Here is a 14,293-nt window from a genome sequence, read left to right on the forward strand (position 1 = left end):
GGTGGAAAGGTCACAAACGGCCTCAGCGCCGCAGACCACGTCCACAATCCATTGCACACAACAATATCGGGGGAGGAAATATGAGCACCGCTCAGTTCCGTACAGAAGCCGACGTCATGCGCAACGCGGCGAACAACGTAGACGACACCAACGACTCGGTCAACGCCGAGCTCAACCGCCTGCAGGATGTCGCGCAGTCCACGCGCGATTACTGGTCCGGCAGCGCGCAGGCCAGCTTCGACGATTTGATGGTCCGCTTCGATGACGCGGAGCGCCGTCTTGGCGAAGCACTCGGCGACATCGCGTCGAATATCCGCGACAACGCCAGCAACTTCGAAGACGTCGACGCAACGAATTCCGATGCCTTCGCAAATATCGCACCAGCCGGCGGCCTTGCGCTGTAGCGCGCGAAACAACGCCACAGGCAGAAACACGCCACAGGTATCGGACCACACACCGCAACACGCACATACCACCACATAGATCTGAATCAGGGAGAACACACAGTGACAGTGATCAAGTACGGCTTCGGTTCACTCGCCGACGCTGCATCCGACATCGAGACCTCGTCCCGCAATATCGGCAGCCAGCTGGAGGACCTTAAAGACCAGCTCAAGCCGATGGTTTCCTCTTGGGAAGGCGAAGCAGCTGACCGCTACCAGGAGCACCAGAACAAGTGGGACACCGCGGCGCAGGACCTCAACGACATCCTTTCGGCCATCGGCCGCGCCGTCGAGGACGGCAACGACCGCATGCAGTCCGTCAACACCGCCGCCGCGAATAGCTGGGGGTAAAACTGCGAACGAACACAAACCCAAATGCTGAACCGCTCATCTACCAAGCGGGCCAATTTTTGATCTGACCCCAGCATCCCTTAGGGGCAGACGCGGCGAACGGCCCGCACCACTGAAGAGCGTTTCTATTTCAGTGCGTGCGCACCACCATGGGCAGGTGGGGCGCACGCATTTGTCGTGCCGTCCCCACAGCACGCACCAGGGCAGAAGCGAAAGCCGCGTTTTGGAGTCTGAGTAGGGCGTGCTCTAAGGTTTAAGGCCTGTGTGTTTTACCCACCGTGGATGAACCATGCCTACCGCACCTGTGGCGCGTAGATAGACGTTCATTCCCGGGCCACCCCACCGGGTCTCCACCGGCCGCCGGAACAGGGGAGGGGAAGGTCAAGCGCGCCATGGCCGGCAGCCTCTAGATAAAGACTTCAAGGAGTCATACATGTCTACCTACCACCCGAAGAGCGGTGACATTACCCGCAAGTGGTACGTCGTCGACGCTACCGACGTGGTGCTGGGCAAGCTTGCTTCCACCGTCGCAGACCTGCTGCGCGGTAAGCACAAGCCGCAGTACGCGCCGAACGCCGATACCGGCGACCACGTCATTGTCATCAACGCTGACAAGGTCCACATTTCGTCCAACAAGCGCGATCGCGAGATGCGCTACCGCCACTCCGGTTACCCGGGTGGTCTGAAGTCCATCACCCTCGGCCGCGCTCTCGACGAGCGTCCGGACCGCGTGATCGAAGAGGCTGTGAAGGGCATGATGCCGCACAACCGCCTCTCCCGTCAGTCCATTAAGAAGCTTCACGTTTACACCGGCTCCGAGCACCCGCACGAGTCGCAGAAGCCCGAGAACTTCGAGTTTAAGCAGGTGGCGCAGTAATGACCGAGCCGAACAACTTCTCCGAAGAGACCACGAACGCAGCTGACATGACCGAGGGCGTCGAGGCTACCCAGACCGACATCGACGCTGCTACGGCGGCTACCGAAGAGTTCAACTACACCATCGGTTACGCTGTCGCGATCGAGGACGAGGCTGGCGACGATGCAGGTGAGGCTCCCGTTTACCACGAGGGCCCGATCCAGACTGTCGGCCGCCGTAAGCGCGCTGTCGCTCGCGTGACCGTTGTCGAGGGCGAGGGCAAGATCACCGTCAACGGCCGCGAGTTCGAGGACTACTTCCCAAACAAGCTGCACCAGCAGGACATCCTTTCCCCGCTGGCGCTGCTCGAGCGCGAAGGCCAGTTCGACATCAAGGCGAACATCGGCGGCGGTGGCCCGACTGGCCAGGCTGGTGCACTGCGCCTGGCTATCGCCCGCGCGCTGAACGTCTACAACCCGGCTGAGCGTCCGACCTTGAAGAAGGCTGGCTACCTCACCCGTGACGCACGTGCCGTGGAGCGCAAGAAGGCTGGTCTGCACAAGGCCCGTCGCGCACCGCAGTACTCCAAGCGTTAAGAAATCGCTTGCGCGATATGGTTTCGCCGCTGCTCCCCGTTGTTTGGGGGCGGCGGCGTTCCGCATTTTCGGGCAGGTTGTGAACCCGCCCCGAGGCGGCATGGTCAGCTACGGCATAATTGTCTTTCATGACTCGACTGTTTGGAACTGATGGTGTCCGCGGACTGGCCAATGACGCTCTGACTGCTCCCTTGGCCATGAAATTAGGTCAGGCAGCTGCGATTGTGCTGACGCAGAACAAACGTTCAGAACAGCGGCGGACCACCGCGATCATCGGGCGGGATCCGCGTGTGTCGGGCGAGATGCTCGCTGCGGCGATGGCGGCCGGCATGGCGTCGAAGGGCGTGGACGTGCTGCGCGTGGGTGTCATTCCCACCCCCGGCCTGGCGTTCCTCACCGACGATTACGGTGCCGACATCGGTGTGATGATCTCCGCGTCGCACAACCCGATGCCCGACAACGGCATCAAGTTCTTCAGCGCCGGAGGCAAGAAGCTTGCCGACGCTGTGGAGGACGAGATTGAACAAGCCATGGCCGACCTGGAAGAAGGTGGCCCGGCCGGCACTGGCATCGGCCGGATTATCGAGGAATCGCCAGACGCTCATGTCCGCTATCTCGAGCACCTCGCGGAGTCTGTGACCACGCCCCTGGACGGCATCAAGGTCGTGGTGGATTGCGCGAACGGTGCGGCGTCGAAAATTGCTCCCGCCGCCTACGCCGCCGCTGGCGCAGAGGTCATCCCGATCTTCAATGCGCCGAATGCGTACAACATCAACGACAACTGCGGTTCCACGCACATTGAGCAGATCCAGAAGGCCGTCGTGGAGCACGGAGCAGATCTGGGTCTGGCTCACGACGGCGATGCCGATCGGTGCCTAGCCGTTGATGCTGAGGGCAATATCGTCGACGGTGATCAGATCATGGCGGTGTTGGCGTTGGGGATGAAAGAGAAGGCGTCGTTACGCGAAAATACTCTGGTGGCGACTGTGATGAGCAACTTGGGCTTGAAGCTGGCCATGCAACGCGAAGGCATCACGGTCCGCGAGACGAAGGTCGGCGACCGCTACGTGCTTGAGGAGCTTAACGCGGGGGAATTCTCCCTCGGCGGGGAGCAATCGGGCCACATCGTTGTGCCCTCGCGTGCGACGACGGGGGACGGAACGTTATCCGGCCTGCTCATCATGGAACGCATGGCTGAGACAGGAAAGACACTGCAGGAGCTCGCCTCCGTGATGACGGTGCTCCCGCAGGTGCTCATCAACGTGCCAGTATCGGATAAATCCCTGATTCTGGAAAGCGCCGAAGTGAAGAATGCTATCGCTGAGGCGGAAGAAGAACTCGGTGAGGACGGGCGTGTGCTGCTGCGCCCGTCCGGAACCGAAGAACTGTTTCGTGTCATGGTGGAGGCGGCGGAGAAGGAGCATGCCCGCAAGGTTGCGGGGCGTCTCGCTGCGGTAGTCGCCGCGGCGTAGAAATTCCGGTCCGTGAGGGAACCGGACGGGGGTAAGCGGCAGTCTAAGTCTGTGGAAGATGAAGGCTGCCGCTTTTTGCGGCTTTAACCACTCGGGGGAAGTGATCATTTTGGCCGACCAGTTGCATGTTGATCCGGGGGAACTCAGGGCACTTGTGAGTACGCGAATCACCAGTTACAACGAGGCGATCGAGAGGCTCCAGGAGGCCCAACCTGAAATCGACCACGCTGCTTTCGGGGAGGGATTCGCCGATCACGGTGCGGACATCGCGGCGGCGGTGAGCCGTGTCCATGAACAGACTCGCGACAGGCTGCACGCGCGTGTGGGACAGTTCGAGGAAATCCTGCGGCTTATCGCGGATGTGGATACCGCCGACCACGAGACTGCTGCGGGGTTGAGCCGTCATGTCTAACACGAAACTGAAAGAGGGCCTCGGGGAGATCGCCCGTGAAGTTGCAGTGTTGCCGGGTGTGACCTCGGCGGATGCCTCATTTGTGGGGGAGAAGGTTCTGACTATCTCCGCGAAGATCGACAAAACGAATGGGTTGGATCCCTCGGGGTTGCCGCAGCAGGTGGCTACCGTCAACCCCACTGTGAACCCCACGATGAGCCCAGTCGTGGGCAAACTCGGACGGGGCGTGGGGCCAGGCGGAATTCTCGGACTTCTGTCGGCGGTGCCGTTCGTGGCCGAGTTGGCCTCGGGTGTTGCGGATTGGTTAGGAAACATCGGCATCGCCGACCACGAGCAAAAGCTCGATGAAGAGCAGAGCAACCATTCCGACACATTGGATAACCTGCAGGAGCAATCTTCCGGCTGCGCCGACTCCGTCAAGGAGATCGATGAGACAGCAGACCGCGGGATGCAGGAAATCGTCGATGTTCTGCTCGGACTCATCGCGTCTTTGAAAAACTGCTCTCTCGTGCAGCTCGGATCAGCCGCCCTCAGCTCCATTTGTGAAGGCTTGTCCTCCATCGAGAGCACTGTTGACGACCGAAACAAGTCCATCGGCGAATGCTTCGACGGTTTGAAAAAGCTGTGCGAGGTTGCCGGCGGCAATCAGCCTCCTGCGCCGAAGCAGTACTGTCCACCGAGCGAGACTTCCACCCCGCACCCAGAGTGCCCACCTGAACCGGCAACGCCATCAGCGACACCGCCGCCGGCGCCAGCACCGACGCCGTCCCCAGCTCCAACTCCGAGTCCGGCACCTGCTCCCGCGCCCGAGGCATGCCCGACAACACCTGCCCAAGCGCCTCAATCTCAGCCGCAACCACCCGCTCCAGCGCCTACACCAGCGCCCTCGCCTGGGGCAGTACCTCAACCTGTTACTGAGTGCCCGCCCACGCCCACGCCGGCGCCAGCATCTAGCCCGCTGCCTTCGGCGGAGCTCACTCCTGCCAAGACTCCGTCCACGCCACAGGCGACGGTTCCCGCGACGACAGGTTCCGGGCTGAACATCAACATAGCTATCGACGCGAATCTGGAGTGCCCGCCGCCGGCGGTGACCGAGATCCCGGCCACGCCGACGACTCCTGCGAACTGCCCTGAACCGGCCGTCCCCGCCCCGCCGGCGGTTCCGCCTGTTGGGCCTGCGGGTGAATGCATAGTCCAGCAAATGGTTGCAGGTATCGAGGCCTTCGGCCAGTCTGTCGCCGAATGCCTGTCGCAGATCGAGTGCCCAGTTGAGCCGGTTGCGGATTGTCCACCGCCTGCACCCGCTCCGGAGCCTGAACCAATACCGGTCTCTGAACCCGAGTGCCCGGAGCCGCAGCCTGAACCGGCTCCTAAACCCGAACCCGAGTGCCCGGAGGAGGCCCCTGCTTCGAAGCCGGAACCTGAGCCTGTTGCTAAGCCGGAGTGCCCGGATGGCACGATCGCTCCGCCTCCTGAATTAGCTGAGGTGAAGGAGCCGCCGCCACCACCGAAGAAGGGGCTAGTGGCGCCAATGGCCGCTGACGGAATGGTGGCGCCACCGGAAGCAGCTCCGGCACCAGAGCCAGCCCCGGCACCGGCGGGCGAGGGCGCGCCTGCGGATGCGCCGGCAGAGAAGCAACCCGATAACCACGACGACCAGCAGCGGGCACGCAAGACAGGGGGATGGTAATGGATTTCCAGCAGTTCGCTGAACAATTCAAGGAACGCACCGCACGGCGGATGACCGAGTTCGAAAGAGTGCTGCAAGAAAGCCAAAGGCAGATGGAGCAGGCGGCGCGCCAGCAAGCGCTGGCGAAGGAAATGAATATACAGAAACCGCCCGCGCAGACACCTCGCGGAACATACCGCGGTGTCAGGCACGGGCGGGTGCAGGGGGTTCTCCGGAGGGAAGGGCCCACCGGGCAGCAGCGAAGTTAGCCTGAGCTAGAAGATGCTCTTCACGTCCGAGCGGGCGAAGTCCGCCCGGTCGGCGAGCTCTTTGCCGAAGACGGATTCGACGCCTTTGCCCTGCGCATCCATCTCGGAGTACGCCGAGTACGACTTGTCGCCGTCCAGCTGGTGCAGCAAGAACCCGGTGAGCAGGCCACGGACCGTCTCTTGGACGCTGGCTTTCGAGCGGCCCTGACCAAGCAGGATCTTCTTGAGGTTATCCTCGCTGAACGCCTTCTGGTTTCCGTCTTTCACCGTGCGGTACGCGACGGGACCGGACCAGTTGTATGCGAGCCGCGCCGGGTTGCCCGGGTCGAAGATCGCGTCCGCGTCCGCATCAGGGCCGATCACCAGTCCAGGAAGGAACAGGGTGCGTGCGGCGTTGTCAGCTGACGGAGCCACAGCAGCGGGATAGATCGTTGCAACGGCTTTGACTTTCTCATTGTTCACACTGGTGAGAACTGCGCATCCACCGCCCATGCCGTGGCCGACCACTCCCAGTTTGCCGGGGGCGACGGTGGTGTTGCCGTTTCCTAGCTTCACACCGGAGAGGATCTGCAGGGCTGTCTCCAGATCGGCGGCGAAGCCCGAGTGGTTCGGGTTGAAACCGCGCTCAGTATCGGGAGCAGCGACAGCGATGCCCCAGCTGGCCAGGTGACGCAACGTCTTCTTGTAATCCTCGGCGCTCTTCATCCAGTCATGCCCGAACGCGACTCCGGGAACAGCTTTCCCGTCGGCCGGAACGTACACCTTGCCGGGGAGGCCGGTGTACCCGAGGTCTCCCTCCATGACGCGGTGCGGGCCACGCTTGGACAAATCGCTGAGCTTCTTCAACTTCGCAGACACGTGGATCAGGATACTGCATGGACATAGCGGGGCGTGGCAGATCACAGGTCATGCGCCCCTAAGGGAGGCCTTCGGCGTTCGTCTCCGCTAGTTCCGGAGCCTGGGAAAGCCATGCGGTTCGCTCGGTCGAATCGTGTGCGGGGCAAGTTGGCGCGGGGGAGGATTTGGCCTATGCATTATCCTTATCCGCATGTGTGGAATCGTGGGATACGTAGGCGTGCAGCAGGGGCTGCCGATCGCGCTGGAGGCTTTGCGCCGGATGGAGTACCGCGGGTACGACTCCGCAGGCATCGCAGTGGCGGGCGGTGGAGAGCTCAACGTAGCTAAGCGTGCCGGCAAACTGCAGAACCTCGAAGACAAGATCGCAGAGCTGGGTGCGGATACTCTGAGCGGAACCACTGCTATCGGCCACACGCGCTGGGCAACTCACGGCCGCCCGACGGATGAGAACGCGCACCCGCACGTGTCCTATGACGGTCGTGCGGCCATCGTGCACAACGGCATCATCGAGAATTTCGCGCCGCTGCGCGAGGAACTTGAGCGCGATGGCATCCAGATGTCCTCCGACACGGATTCCGAGGTCGCGGCGCATCTCATTGCGCGTGCGTACAACGGCGACGACGACGGTTCCACCTGCGGCGATTTTGAAGCATCAGCCCTCAAGGTGTTGAACCGCCTGGAAGGTGCGTTCACCGTCTTGTTCACCCATGCTGACCACCCCGACACGATCATCGCGGCCCGCCGCTCCACTCCGCTTATGGTGGGCGTGGGTGAGGGCGAGATGTTCCTCGGCTCTGATGTCGCTGCGTTCATCGAGTACACAAAGGACGCGGTAGAGCTCGAGTCTGATTCCGTGGTCGTGATCACCGCGAATGACTACAAGATCCTTAACTTCGATGGCACTCCGGGCACAGGTAAGCCGTTCACCATCGACTGGGACCTGGAAGCAGCAGAGAAGGGCGGCTTCGACTCCTTCATGATGAAGGAGATCTATGAGCAGCCCGCCGCGGTCCGAGACACCCTCGCCGGCCACTGGGACGGGCAGCGCATCGTGTTGGACGAGAACTCTATCTCCGAAGACGAGCTGAAGTCCTTCGACCAGGTCTTCGTGGTCGCCTGTGGTTCCGCCTACCACTCGGGTTTGGCGGCGAAGTACGCCATCGAGCACTGGGTGCGCATTCCGGTGCAGATTGAGGTGGCTTCCGAATTCCGGTACCGCGACCCGGTGCTGGACGAGCGCACGCTGGTGCTGGCGATCTCCCAGTCGGGTGAAACGGCGGACACACTCGAAGCGGTCCGCCACGCCAAGACGCAGGGTGCAAAGGTGCTCGCCGTCTGCAACACCAACGGTTCCCAGATTCCGCGTGAATCCGACGCCGTCCTCTACACCCACGCTGGCCCGGAGATCGGCGTCGCGTCGACAAAGGCGTTCCTGGCCCAAGTGGCGGCGAACTACATCGTCGGGCTGGCTCTCGCGCAGGCGAAGGGAACCAAGTACCCGGATGAAATTCGCGCGATCTGGGACGAGCTTGAAGCCATCCCGGAGAAGGTGGAGGCGACTCTGACGAACCATGAGGAGTGCCAGCACATCGCAGCGACTCTCGGCGCGGTGCAGACCATGCTCTTCCTCGGCCGCGGTGTCGGATACCCGATCGCGCTTGAGGGTGCCCTCAAACTCAAGGAGCTCGCTTACATTCACGCGGAGGGCTTCGCCGCGGGTGAGCTGAAGCACGGCCCGATCGCTCTGATCGAGGACGACCTTCCGGTCGTTGTCATTGTGCCCAGTCCGCGTGGTCTGTCCCAGTTGCACTCCAAGATCGTTTCCAACATCCAGGAGATCCGTGCTCGCGGTGCGAAGACCATCGTCATCGCGGAGGAAGGCGACACCGCTGTCGAGCCGTACGCGAACTGGCTGCTGCGCATCCCGCCGTCACCGACGATCATGCAGCCGTTGTTGGCTACAGTGCCGCTGCAGTTCCTGGCGGCGTTCATCGCGGAGCAGTGCGGTAACCAGGACATCGACAAACCTCGTAACCTGGCTAAATCCGTCACTGTCGAGTAGAGGTTGTTGTCCTTTCAAGGCCCGCACGAATAAGGAAAGCTAAGAAACCAGGTAGAAACCCGGATGCTTCACGCCGTTCAGTTTGCGTTCGTCGACTCGATCAACCTGTTGTTGATCGGTGTCATTGTCGCCGTCGGTGTGATGCTCCCACGGGGCGGCGGCAGGTACGCGAAAACGGCTGCATTGCTCATCGCGGGCGACTGGTGCGGTGTCGCAGCATTAGCGTTTCTCATGCTCGTTGTCTTCGATGGGCTGGGCGATGTGGTGCAGAGCTTTGTTGAAGGCCCCATCTTCGGCATCCTCCTGATCGCCACAGGCGTTGTGACGGGACTGCTCGCTCTGCGCGGGGGCGACAACTCGGGTTTGGTCAACCGGATTTTGGAGCCGTTGAAAACCCCGTCGGCGACCACGGTGCTCGTCGGGTTCGCACTCGGCATTATCCAGTCAGCCACATCGGTGCCGTTCTACGGGGGCCTTGCTGTGCTGTCCACGGCGGGTGTGGATGTCGCGGTGCGTTACGCCTTTCTCGTGCTTTACGCCACCGTCGCCCTGAGCCTTCCCGCATTATGCGCGTTCGCGGTGGGGTGGGTGCGTCGTGCACCGGATAGCCCGGCGGGACGGGTGTTCGACGTGGCGCGCGAGAATTCCGGGAAGGTCTCGCTCGGCGCGACGTGGGCGGTCGCACTCTTACTCATCGCGCTTGGAACCGTGCACATGATGTAGCTCCCCACTGGGACAGTATTCGCGCGCCGCGTGAAAAGCATCCGCGTGAATGAGCCTCCGCGTGAATGAACAGCCACGTGAATGAGCAGTGGCACAATAGCCCCCATGAGTTCTTCTGTACTGCGCATTGACTTAGGAGCGATAGCCCGCAACACGCGGTTGTTGAAGGAGAACTTGGGCTCCGCGCGGCTGGTGTGTGTGGTCAAAGCTGACGCGTACAACCACGGAGCCGAGCGCGTCGTGCCGGTGATGGATGACGCCGGTGCGGATGCTTTCGGGGTGGCCACATTCAGCGAGGCAAATCAGGTCCGCGCGCTGACGGAGAAGCCGGTGCTCGCGTGGTTGTGGGAGCCAGGTGAGGACATTCCCGTGGGAGTGGAGCTGGGCGTTCCGGGGCTGGAGCACCTCGAGTGGCTCATCGAGCATGACGTGCAGGTGCCGTTGCACATCGTTGTGGACACCGGCATGAACCGCTCAGGAATTGATGAAGAGGACTGGGGGACCGCATTCGCATTGGCGCGGAACGCGGGCCTCAACGTTGTGGGCGTCATGTCGCACCTCGCGTGCGCGGACGAGCCAGACCACCCACACAACGCTGAACAGAGGGCGGCGTTCATCCGGGCGGTTGACCAGGCTAAAAAGGCTGGACTCGACATCACGCAAAGCCACCTTGCCAATTCGCCTGGGTCGATCACCAGCACCGGGGTCGTATTCGACCAGGTGCGCGCAGGAATTTCGTTGTACGGCCTCCACCCTGTCGCACAGCGGCACGAGAGTTCGTCACTCATCCGGGCTGCCTCGCTGACGCCGGCCATGACTTGGGCAGCCCGGTTGACCGCGGTGAAGCGCATCAAAGAGGGGGAAGGCGCCAGCTATGGTCTGACGTGGACGGCGCCGGCGGATGGGTGGACCGCTGTCGTCCCGGTGGGGTACGCCGACGGGTTGCACCGCTCGTGGCAGGGTGCGCTCGACATCACCATCGGCGGCGTGCGGTACCCGCAGGTGGGCCGCGTGTGCATGGACCAGATCATCGTTTGGCTTGGCGGCAATGAAGAACACGTCGCAGTGGGGGATGAAGCAGTGATCTTTGGCCAGGGCGGAATGAGCGCCGCGGAACTGGCGGAGCGCGCCGGGACGATTCATTATGAGGTCGTCTGCGCCCCACACGGAAGGGTGCGCAGGGAATATGGGGAAACAGGGGACGTCGATAAGCGGAAGGGTGAGACGCGATGAAACCGCCGTTCTTGGAAAAAGGAACCGTCGAGTGCGAGACCGCGGAGGAGACACGCGAGTTCGGGGAACGCCTGGGTGCCGCGTTGGAGCCGGGCGACGTGGTGATTCTCGACGGCCCGCTCGGCGCGGGAAAAACGACGTTGACGCAGGGCATTGCGAAAGGCATGGGGGTCAAGGGCAGGGTGACCAGCCCGACGTTCATCATCGCGCGGGAACATAAACCTCAGGTCAAAGGCCATCCGGCGCTTGTCCACGTGGACGCATACCGGCTCCTCGATAGCGTCGGTGGGACCGGGGCGGTGGATCCTTTGGGCGAGCTTGACGCGTTGGACCTCGACTCTGAACTTGAAGACTCAGTCGTTGTCGCCGAGTGGGGCGGCGGCCTCGTCGAGCAGATCGCCGCGAGTTATTTGCTTGTTCAGCTTGACCGAGAAACTCGCGTGCTCGAAGACCCGGATTCCCAGGGGCGGATCATTTCTTGGACTCCGTCGGGGTAGTGTGGTGGCCATGCAAAAGCTCACTGGTGCCCAAAAAGGCTGGTTCGGAATTGTCATTGCACTGTGGATCATCGCTCTCGCCGCGATGGTCTTCTTGCTGCCGAAGATGAGTTCCAACGCGTCCGGCGTGACCCCCGTCAGCAGCGCGCAGGCATCCGGCTCCCTCGTTGAAACCTTGAACGGCATGGAGCCCTCCAACAGCGATGCCGTCGCGGGCGAGATGATCGACCTGCGCTACGTCTACGGTGACGACGTGCAGGCGTTCGTTCCGGTGTGCTCTGAGGAGCCGCAGGAGCTTATCGACGCCAAGTTGCAGGCCGCCGGCGACGTCGCCGACCAGATTGACCTTGAAAGCGGCGACAACTACATCCTCCTCTCGAAGGACCCGCAGGCCGGTGTCGATTCTGTGGACGTGGTTCCGTCCGACGTGATGGACCTGTGCAACGGCAACTACTTCGACCAGTTCTTCAGCACTGAACAGGGCTTCCCGGTGTTCTGGGACGGCGACATCTGGCGCTTTGGCGTCCGCACCCAGTGATCGTTCTAGCCATTGATACCGCCACCACCGACTTGGTGGCGGGGCTGGTGGAGGTGCGTGACGGGGATGAGCTGACCGCCCGCGCCGAACGTGTAGTGCCAACAAGGTCCCACAACGAGCTGCTAGTTCCCACTGTGCTGGGTCTCCTCGCGGATGCGGGACTTGAGTTCTCCGACCTTGGTGCCGTGGTCGTCGGCTGCGGCCCCGGACCGTTCACCGGCTTGCGCGTGGGCATGGCAACAGCTTCCGCGTTCGGCCAAGCCCTCGGAATTCCCGTGCATGGGGTGTGCACTCACGACGCTGTAGCATCATTGATCGACGCTGAGACCGAGACGGATTCCGCCTTAGTCGTCACCGATGCCCGCCGCCGCGAGGTGTATTGGGCGCAGTACCGCGGCGGCGAACGTGTCGCAGGCCCGGACGTTGTGGCGCCGGCCGCCCTGAGGTTGTCCGAGGGTGATACTTCAGTGGAGGTGCTCAGCGTGCCTGAGAATCTCCGCGACCAGCTCTCCGTTGAGGCGGACACCGTCACGTATGTCGCTCCGCGCCCAGTTGGTCTTGTGGCGGTGGCGGACTTGGCCGCCACGCCGGAGCCATTGGTGCCGCTGTACTTGCGTCGCCCCGATGCCAAGGAACCGGCACCGAAGCCGAAATCACCGGCGATCCCGGATATCGCGGGAATCGCGGTTGACGGCACGAAAGGGGAGTAGATGGAGCTGCGCGAGCTGACTGCTGCAGACGCGGCAGCTACCGCCGCGATCGAAGCGGATGTGTTCGCGGGGGAGACTCCTTGGTCGCGCGATGTGTTCTTGGTGGAGTTCGCGCACCCGTACACCTTCTATGTCGGCGCGTTCGACGACGGTGAGCTCGTCGGATATGCGGGACTAGCCAAACTCGGGCCGGCGGATGATCCGGAATTCGAGGTCCACACCATCGCCGTTGCCCGCGGGCACCAACGCCGCGGGATCGGGCGCGTGCTCATGGACCAGCTGGTGCACGCAGCTGACATGCACGACGGGCAGATGTTCTTGGAAGTGCGCACCGATAACACCGCGGCGCTCGCTCTCTACGTTAGTTACGGTTTCATCGAGATCGGCGTGCGCAAGGGTTACTATCAGCCGACTGGAGCAGACGCGTACACCATGATGCGGGCCAGTCTCAGCGAGCGCGCAGAGCGGGAGCACGTCGACGGAAGCGATGCAGCGCAAGAAGGGAGAGGCGCATGATTGTTCTGGGAATCGAGTCCTCGTGCGACGAGACGGGAGTGGGCATCATCGAGCTGTCCCCCGACGGGCAGATGGAGATCCTCGCCGACGTTGTCGCGTCTTCGATGGAGCAGCACGCACGTTTCGGCGGAGTCGTCCCCGAGATCGCGTCGCGAGCCCACCTCGAGGCTATGCCCCAGGTAATGGAGAGGGCGCTGGCTGAGGCAGGCGTCGATAAGCCGGATGCTGTCGCGGCAACCGTCGGGCCGGGCCTAGCGGGTGCGTTGCTCGTGGGGGCTTCTGCCGCGAAAGCATACGCGGCGGCGTGGGGCGTGCCTTTTTACGGCGTCAACCATCTCGGCGGGCATGTTGCCGTAGCCAATCTCGACGGGGGAGAGGAGCTCCCGCATTCGATCGCGCTCCTCGTTTCCGGCGGGCACACCCAGATCCTCGAGGTGGATGCCGTGGGTAAACCCATGAAGGAATTGGGCAGCACGCTTGACGACGCCGCCGGCGAAGCCTACGACAAAGTCTCCCGCCTCCTGGGCCTCGGGTACCCCGGGGGACCGGTGATTGACGCGCTGGCGAAGAACGGCGACGCGGAGGCGATCCGTTTTCCCCGTGGCCTGTCCCGGGCCGAAGACCTGCGCGGGGAGCACCGTTACGACTTCTCCTTCTCTGGCCTGAAGACTGCTGTCGCCCGCTACGTTGAAGCTGCTGAGCGCAAAGGTGAGGTCATTTCCGTCGAAGATGTTTGCGCGTCGTTCCAGGAGGCCGTGGTGGATGTCCTCACCGCGAAAGCAGTTATGGCCTGCGAGGACACTGGCGCGCGCACGCTTTTGCTTGGCGGTGGTGTCGCGGCGAATTCACGGTTGCGGGAACTGGCAGCCGAACGTTGCTCTGAAAAAGGCATTGAATTGCGTGTTCCGCGGTTCAAGCTGTGCACCGACAACGGAGTCATGATCGCGGCGCTCGCCTCCCAGCTCATTCATGAGGGTGCGCAACCGTCCGGCTTGGGCACTGCGACCGACACCTCTCTGGACGTGGAGACTCCGATCGTCGCGGCTAGCGCGGGCGCGTAAAGCGGGCTCTGGCAGCGCCTGCTGTGC

The 14,293-nt window shown here is 62.6% G+C and carries 17 protein-coding genes; 16 read left to right on the forward strand and 1 reads right to left on the reverse strand.

Features of this window, described 5'->3' with window-relative positions; all coding sequences use genetic code 11:
* Positions 1-80 precede the first annotated feature (80 nt).
* From CZ338_RS05125 to CZ338_RS05160, 8 genes are all read left to right on the forward strand, one after another.
* Complete coding sequence (locus CZ338_RS05125) at positions 81-404, forward strand: WXG100 family type VII secretion target (RefSeq protein ID WP_087117190.1); 324 nt, start codon at positions 81-83, stop codon at positions 402-404.
* A gap of 102 nt (positions 405-506) precedes the next feature.
* Positions 507-794: a WXG100 family type VII secretion target gene (locus tag CZ338_RS05130; protein WP_087117191.1), complete on the forward strand. Its 288-nt coding sequence runs from the start codon at positions 507-509 to the stop codon at positions 792-794.
* A gap of 433 nt (positions 795-1,227) precedes the next feature.
* On the forward strand, positions 1,228-1,671 hold the full coding sequence (gene rplM / locus CZ338_RS05135) for a 50S ribosomal protein L13 (RefSeq protein ID WP_087117192.1): 444 nt from the start codon (positions 1,228-1,230) through the stop codon (positions 1,669-1,671).
* Positions 1,671-2,246: a 30S ribosomal protein S9 gene (gene rpsI / locus CZ338_RS05140; protein WP_407919359.1), complete on the forward strand. Its 576-nt coding sequence runs from the start codon at positions 1,671-1,673 to the stop codon at positions 2,244-2,246. The genes rplM and rpsI overlap by 1 nt, the downstream gene beginning before the upstream one ends.
* A gap of 128 nt (positions 2,247-2,374) precedes the next feature.
* A complete protein-coding gene (gene glmM / locus CZ338_RS05145; protein WP_087117193.1) occupies positions 2,375-3,718 on the forward strand; it encodes a phosphoglucosamine mutase in 1,344 nt (447 codons plus the stop codon).
* A gap of 154 nt (positions 3,719-3,872) precedes the next feature.
* Positions 3,873-4,130: a hypothetical protein gene (locus CZ338_RS05150; protein ID WP_143341259.1), complete on the forward strand. Its 258-nt coding sequence runs from the start codon at positions 3,873-3,875 to the stop codon at positions 4,128-4,130.
* Positions 4,123-5,820 (forward strand): hypothetical protein, encoded by a 1,698-nt coding sequence (locus tag CZ338_RS10830; protein WP_143341260.1) that lies wholly within the window; start codon positions 4,123-4,125, stop codon positions 5,818-5,820. The genes CZ338_RS05150 and CZ338_RS10830 overlap by 8 nt, the downstream gene beginning before the upstream one ends.
* Positions 5,820-6,068 carry a hypothetical protein gene (locus CZ338_RS05160; protein ID WP_087117196.1) on the forward strand — a complete coding sequence of 83 codons (249 nt, stop codon included), beginning with the start codon at positions 5,820-5,822 and terminating at the stop codon, positions 6,066-6,068. The genes CZ338_RS10830 and CZ338_RS05160 overlap by 1 nt, the downstream gene beginning before the upstream one ends.
* A gap of 6 nt (positions 6,069-6,074) precedes the next feature.
* On the opposite strand, the gene CZ338_RS05165 is transcribed toward CZ338_RS05160, so the two are convergent.
* Positions 6,075-6,926: a dienelactone hydrolase family protein gene (locus CZ338_RS05165; RefSeq protein ID WP_087117197.1), complete on the reverse strand. Its 852-nt coding sequence runs from the start codon at positions 6,924-6,926 to the stop codon at positions 6,075-6,077.
* Positions 6,927-7,116: 190 nt separating this feature from the next.
* Here CZ338_RS05165 and glmS point away from each other — a divergent pair, with 190 nt between their 5' ends.
* The 8 genes from glmS to tsaD all read left to right on the forward strand — a co-directional run bounded on the left by glmS (position 7,117) and on the right by tsaD (position 14,266).
* The gene (glmS, locus tag CZ338_RS05170; RefSeq protein ID WP_087117198.1) at positions 7,117-8,988 is read left to right on the forward strand and encodes a glutamine--fructose-6-phosphate transaminase (isomerizing); all 1,872 of its coding nucleotides are present in this window, start codon (positions 7,117-7,119) and stop codon (positions 8,986-8,988) included.
* A 63-nt stretch (positions 8,989-9,051) separates the two neighbouring features.
* Positions 9,052-9,711 carry a hypothetical protein gene (locus tag CZ338_RS05175; protein WP_087117199.1) on the forward strand — a complete coding sequence of 220 codons (660 nt, stop codon included), beginning with the start codon at positions 9,052-9,054 and terminating at the stop codon, positions 9,709-9,711.
* Between the two features lie 105 nt (positions 9,712-9,816).
* Positions 9,817-10,944 (forward strand): alanine racemase, encoded by a 1,128-nt coding sequence (gene alr / locus CZ338_RS05180; RefSeq protein WP_087117302.1) that lies wholly within the window; start codon positions 9,817-9,819, stop codon positions 10,942-10,944.
* Complete coding sequence (gene tsaE, locus CZ338_RS05185; RefSeq protein WP_087117200.1) at positions 10,941-11,441, forward strand: tRNA (adenosine(37)-N6)-threonylcarbamoyltransferase complex ATPase subunit type 1 TsaE; 501 nt, start codon at positions 10,941-10,943, stop codon at positions 11,439-11,441. The genes alr and tsaE overlap by 4 nt, the downstream gene beginning before the upstream one ends.
* A gap of 10 nt (positions 11,442-11,451) precedes the next feature.
* Positions 11,452-11,979 carry a hypothetical protein gene (locus CZ338_RS05190; RefSeq protein WP_143341261.1) on the forward strand — a complete coding sequence of 176 codons (528 nt, stop codon included), beginning with the start codon at positions 11,452-11,454 and terminating at the stop codon, positions 11,977-11,979.
* Positions 11,976-12,689: a tRNA (adenosine(37)-N6)-threonylcarbamoyltransferase complex dimerization subunit type 1 TsaB gene (gene tsaB / locus CZ338_RS05195; RefSeq protein ID WP_087117202.1), complete on the forward strand. Its 714-nt coding sequence runs from the start codon at positions 11,976-11,978 to the stop codon at positions 12,687-12,689. Before CZ338_RS05190 ends, tsaB begins: the two co-directional genes overlap by 4 nt.
* A complete protein-coding gene (gene rimI, locus CZ338_RS05200; protein ID WP_087117203.1) occupies positions 12,690-13,205 on the forward strand; it encodes a ribosomal protein S18-alanine N-acetyltransferase in 516 nt (171 codons plus the stop codon).
* Positions 13,202-14,266, forward strand: coding sequence for a tRNA (adenosine(37)-N6)-threonylcarbamoyltransferase complex transferase subunit TsaD (tsaD, locus tag CZ338_RS05205; RefSeq protein ID WP_087117204.1), 1,065 nt, complete (start codon positions 13,202-13,204; stop codon positions 14,264-14,266). The genes rimI and tsaD overlap by 4 nt, the downstream gene beginning before the upstream one ends.
* Positions 14,267-14,293 lie beyond the last annotated feature (27 nt).

Source organism: Corynebacterium urinipleomorphum (assembly GCF_900155535.1).
In the GTDB taxonomy this organism is placed as follows: Bacteria; Actinomycetota; Actinomycetes; order Mycobacteriales; family Mycobacteriaceae; genus Corynebacterium; species Corynebacterium urinipleomorphum.

Excerpts from the sequence above, each read along its gene's own strand:
- CZ338_RS05160 (WP_087117196.1), top strand. The coding sequence starts at position 5,820 with ATGGATTTCCAGCAGTTCGCTGAACAATTCAAGGAACGCACCGCACGG.
- rimI (WP_087117203.1), top strand. The coding sequence starts at position 12,690 with ATGGAGCTGCGCGAGCTGACTGCTGCAGACGCGGCAGCTACCGCCGCG.
- CZ338_RS10830 (WP_143341260.1), top strand. The coding sequence starts at position 4,123 with ATGTCTAACACGAAACTGAAAGAGGGCCTCGGGGAGATCGCCCGTGAA.
- tsaD (WP_087117204.1), top strand. The coding sequence starts at position 13,202 with ATGATTGTTCTGGGAATCGAGTCCTCGTGCGACGAGACGGGAGTGGGC.
- rplM (WP_087117192.1), top strand. The coding sequence starts at position 1,228 with ATGTCTACCTACCACCCGAAGAGCGGTGACATTACCCGCAAGTGGTAC.
- CZ338_RS05175 (WP_087117199.1), top strand. The coding sequence starts at position 9,052 with ATGCTTCACGCCGTTCAGTTTGCGTTCGTCGACTCGATCAACCTGTTG.
- CZ338_RS05190 (WP_143341261.1), top strand. The coding sequence starts at position 11,452 with ATGCAAAAGCTCACTGGTGCCCAAAAAGGCTGGTTCGGAATTGTCATT.
- CZ338_RS05125 (WP_087117190.1), top strand. The coding sequence starts at position 81 with ATGAGCACCGCTCAGTTCCGTACAGAAGCCGACGTCATGCGCAACGCG.
- tsaE (WP_087117200.1), top strand. The coding sequence starts at position 10,941 with ATGAAACCGCCGTTCTTGGAAAAAGGAACCGTCGAGTGCGAGACCGCG.
- glmS (WP_087117198.1), top strand. The coding sequence starts at position 7,117 with ATGTGTGGAATCGTGGGATACGTAGGCGTGCAGCAGGGGCTGCCGATC.
- alr (WP_087117302.1), top strand. The coding sequence starts at position 9,817 with ATGAGTTCTTCTGTACTGCGCATTGACTTAGGAGCGATAGCCCGCAAC.
- glmM (WP_087117193.1), top strand. The coding sequence starts at position 2,375 with ATGACTCGACTGTTTGGAACTGATGGTGTCCGCGGACTGGCCAATGAC.
- rpsI (WP_407919359.1), top strand. The coding sequence starts at position 1,671 with ATGACCGAGCCGAACAACTTCTCCGAAGAGACCACGAACGCAGCTGAC.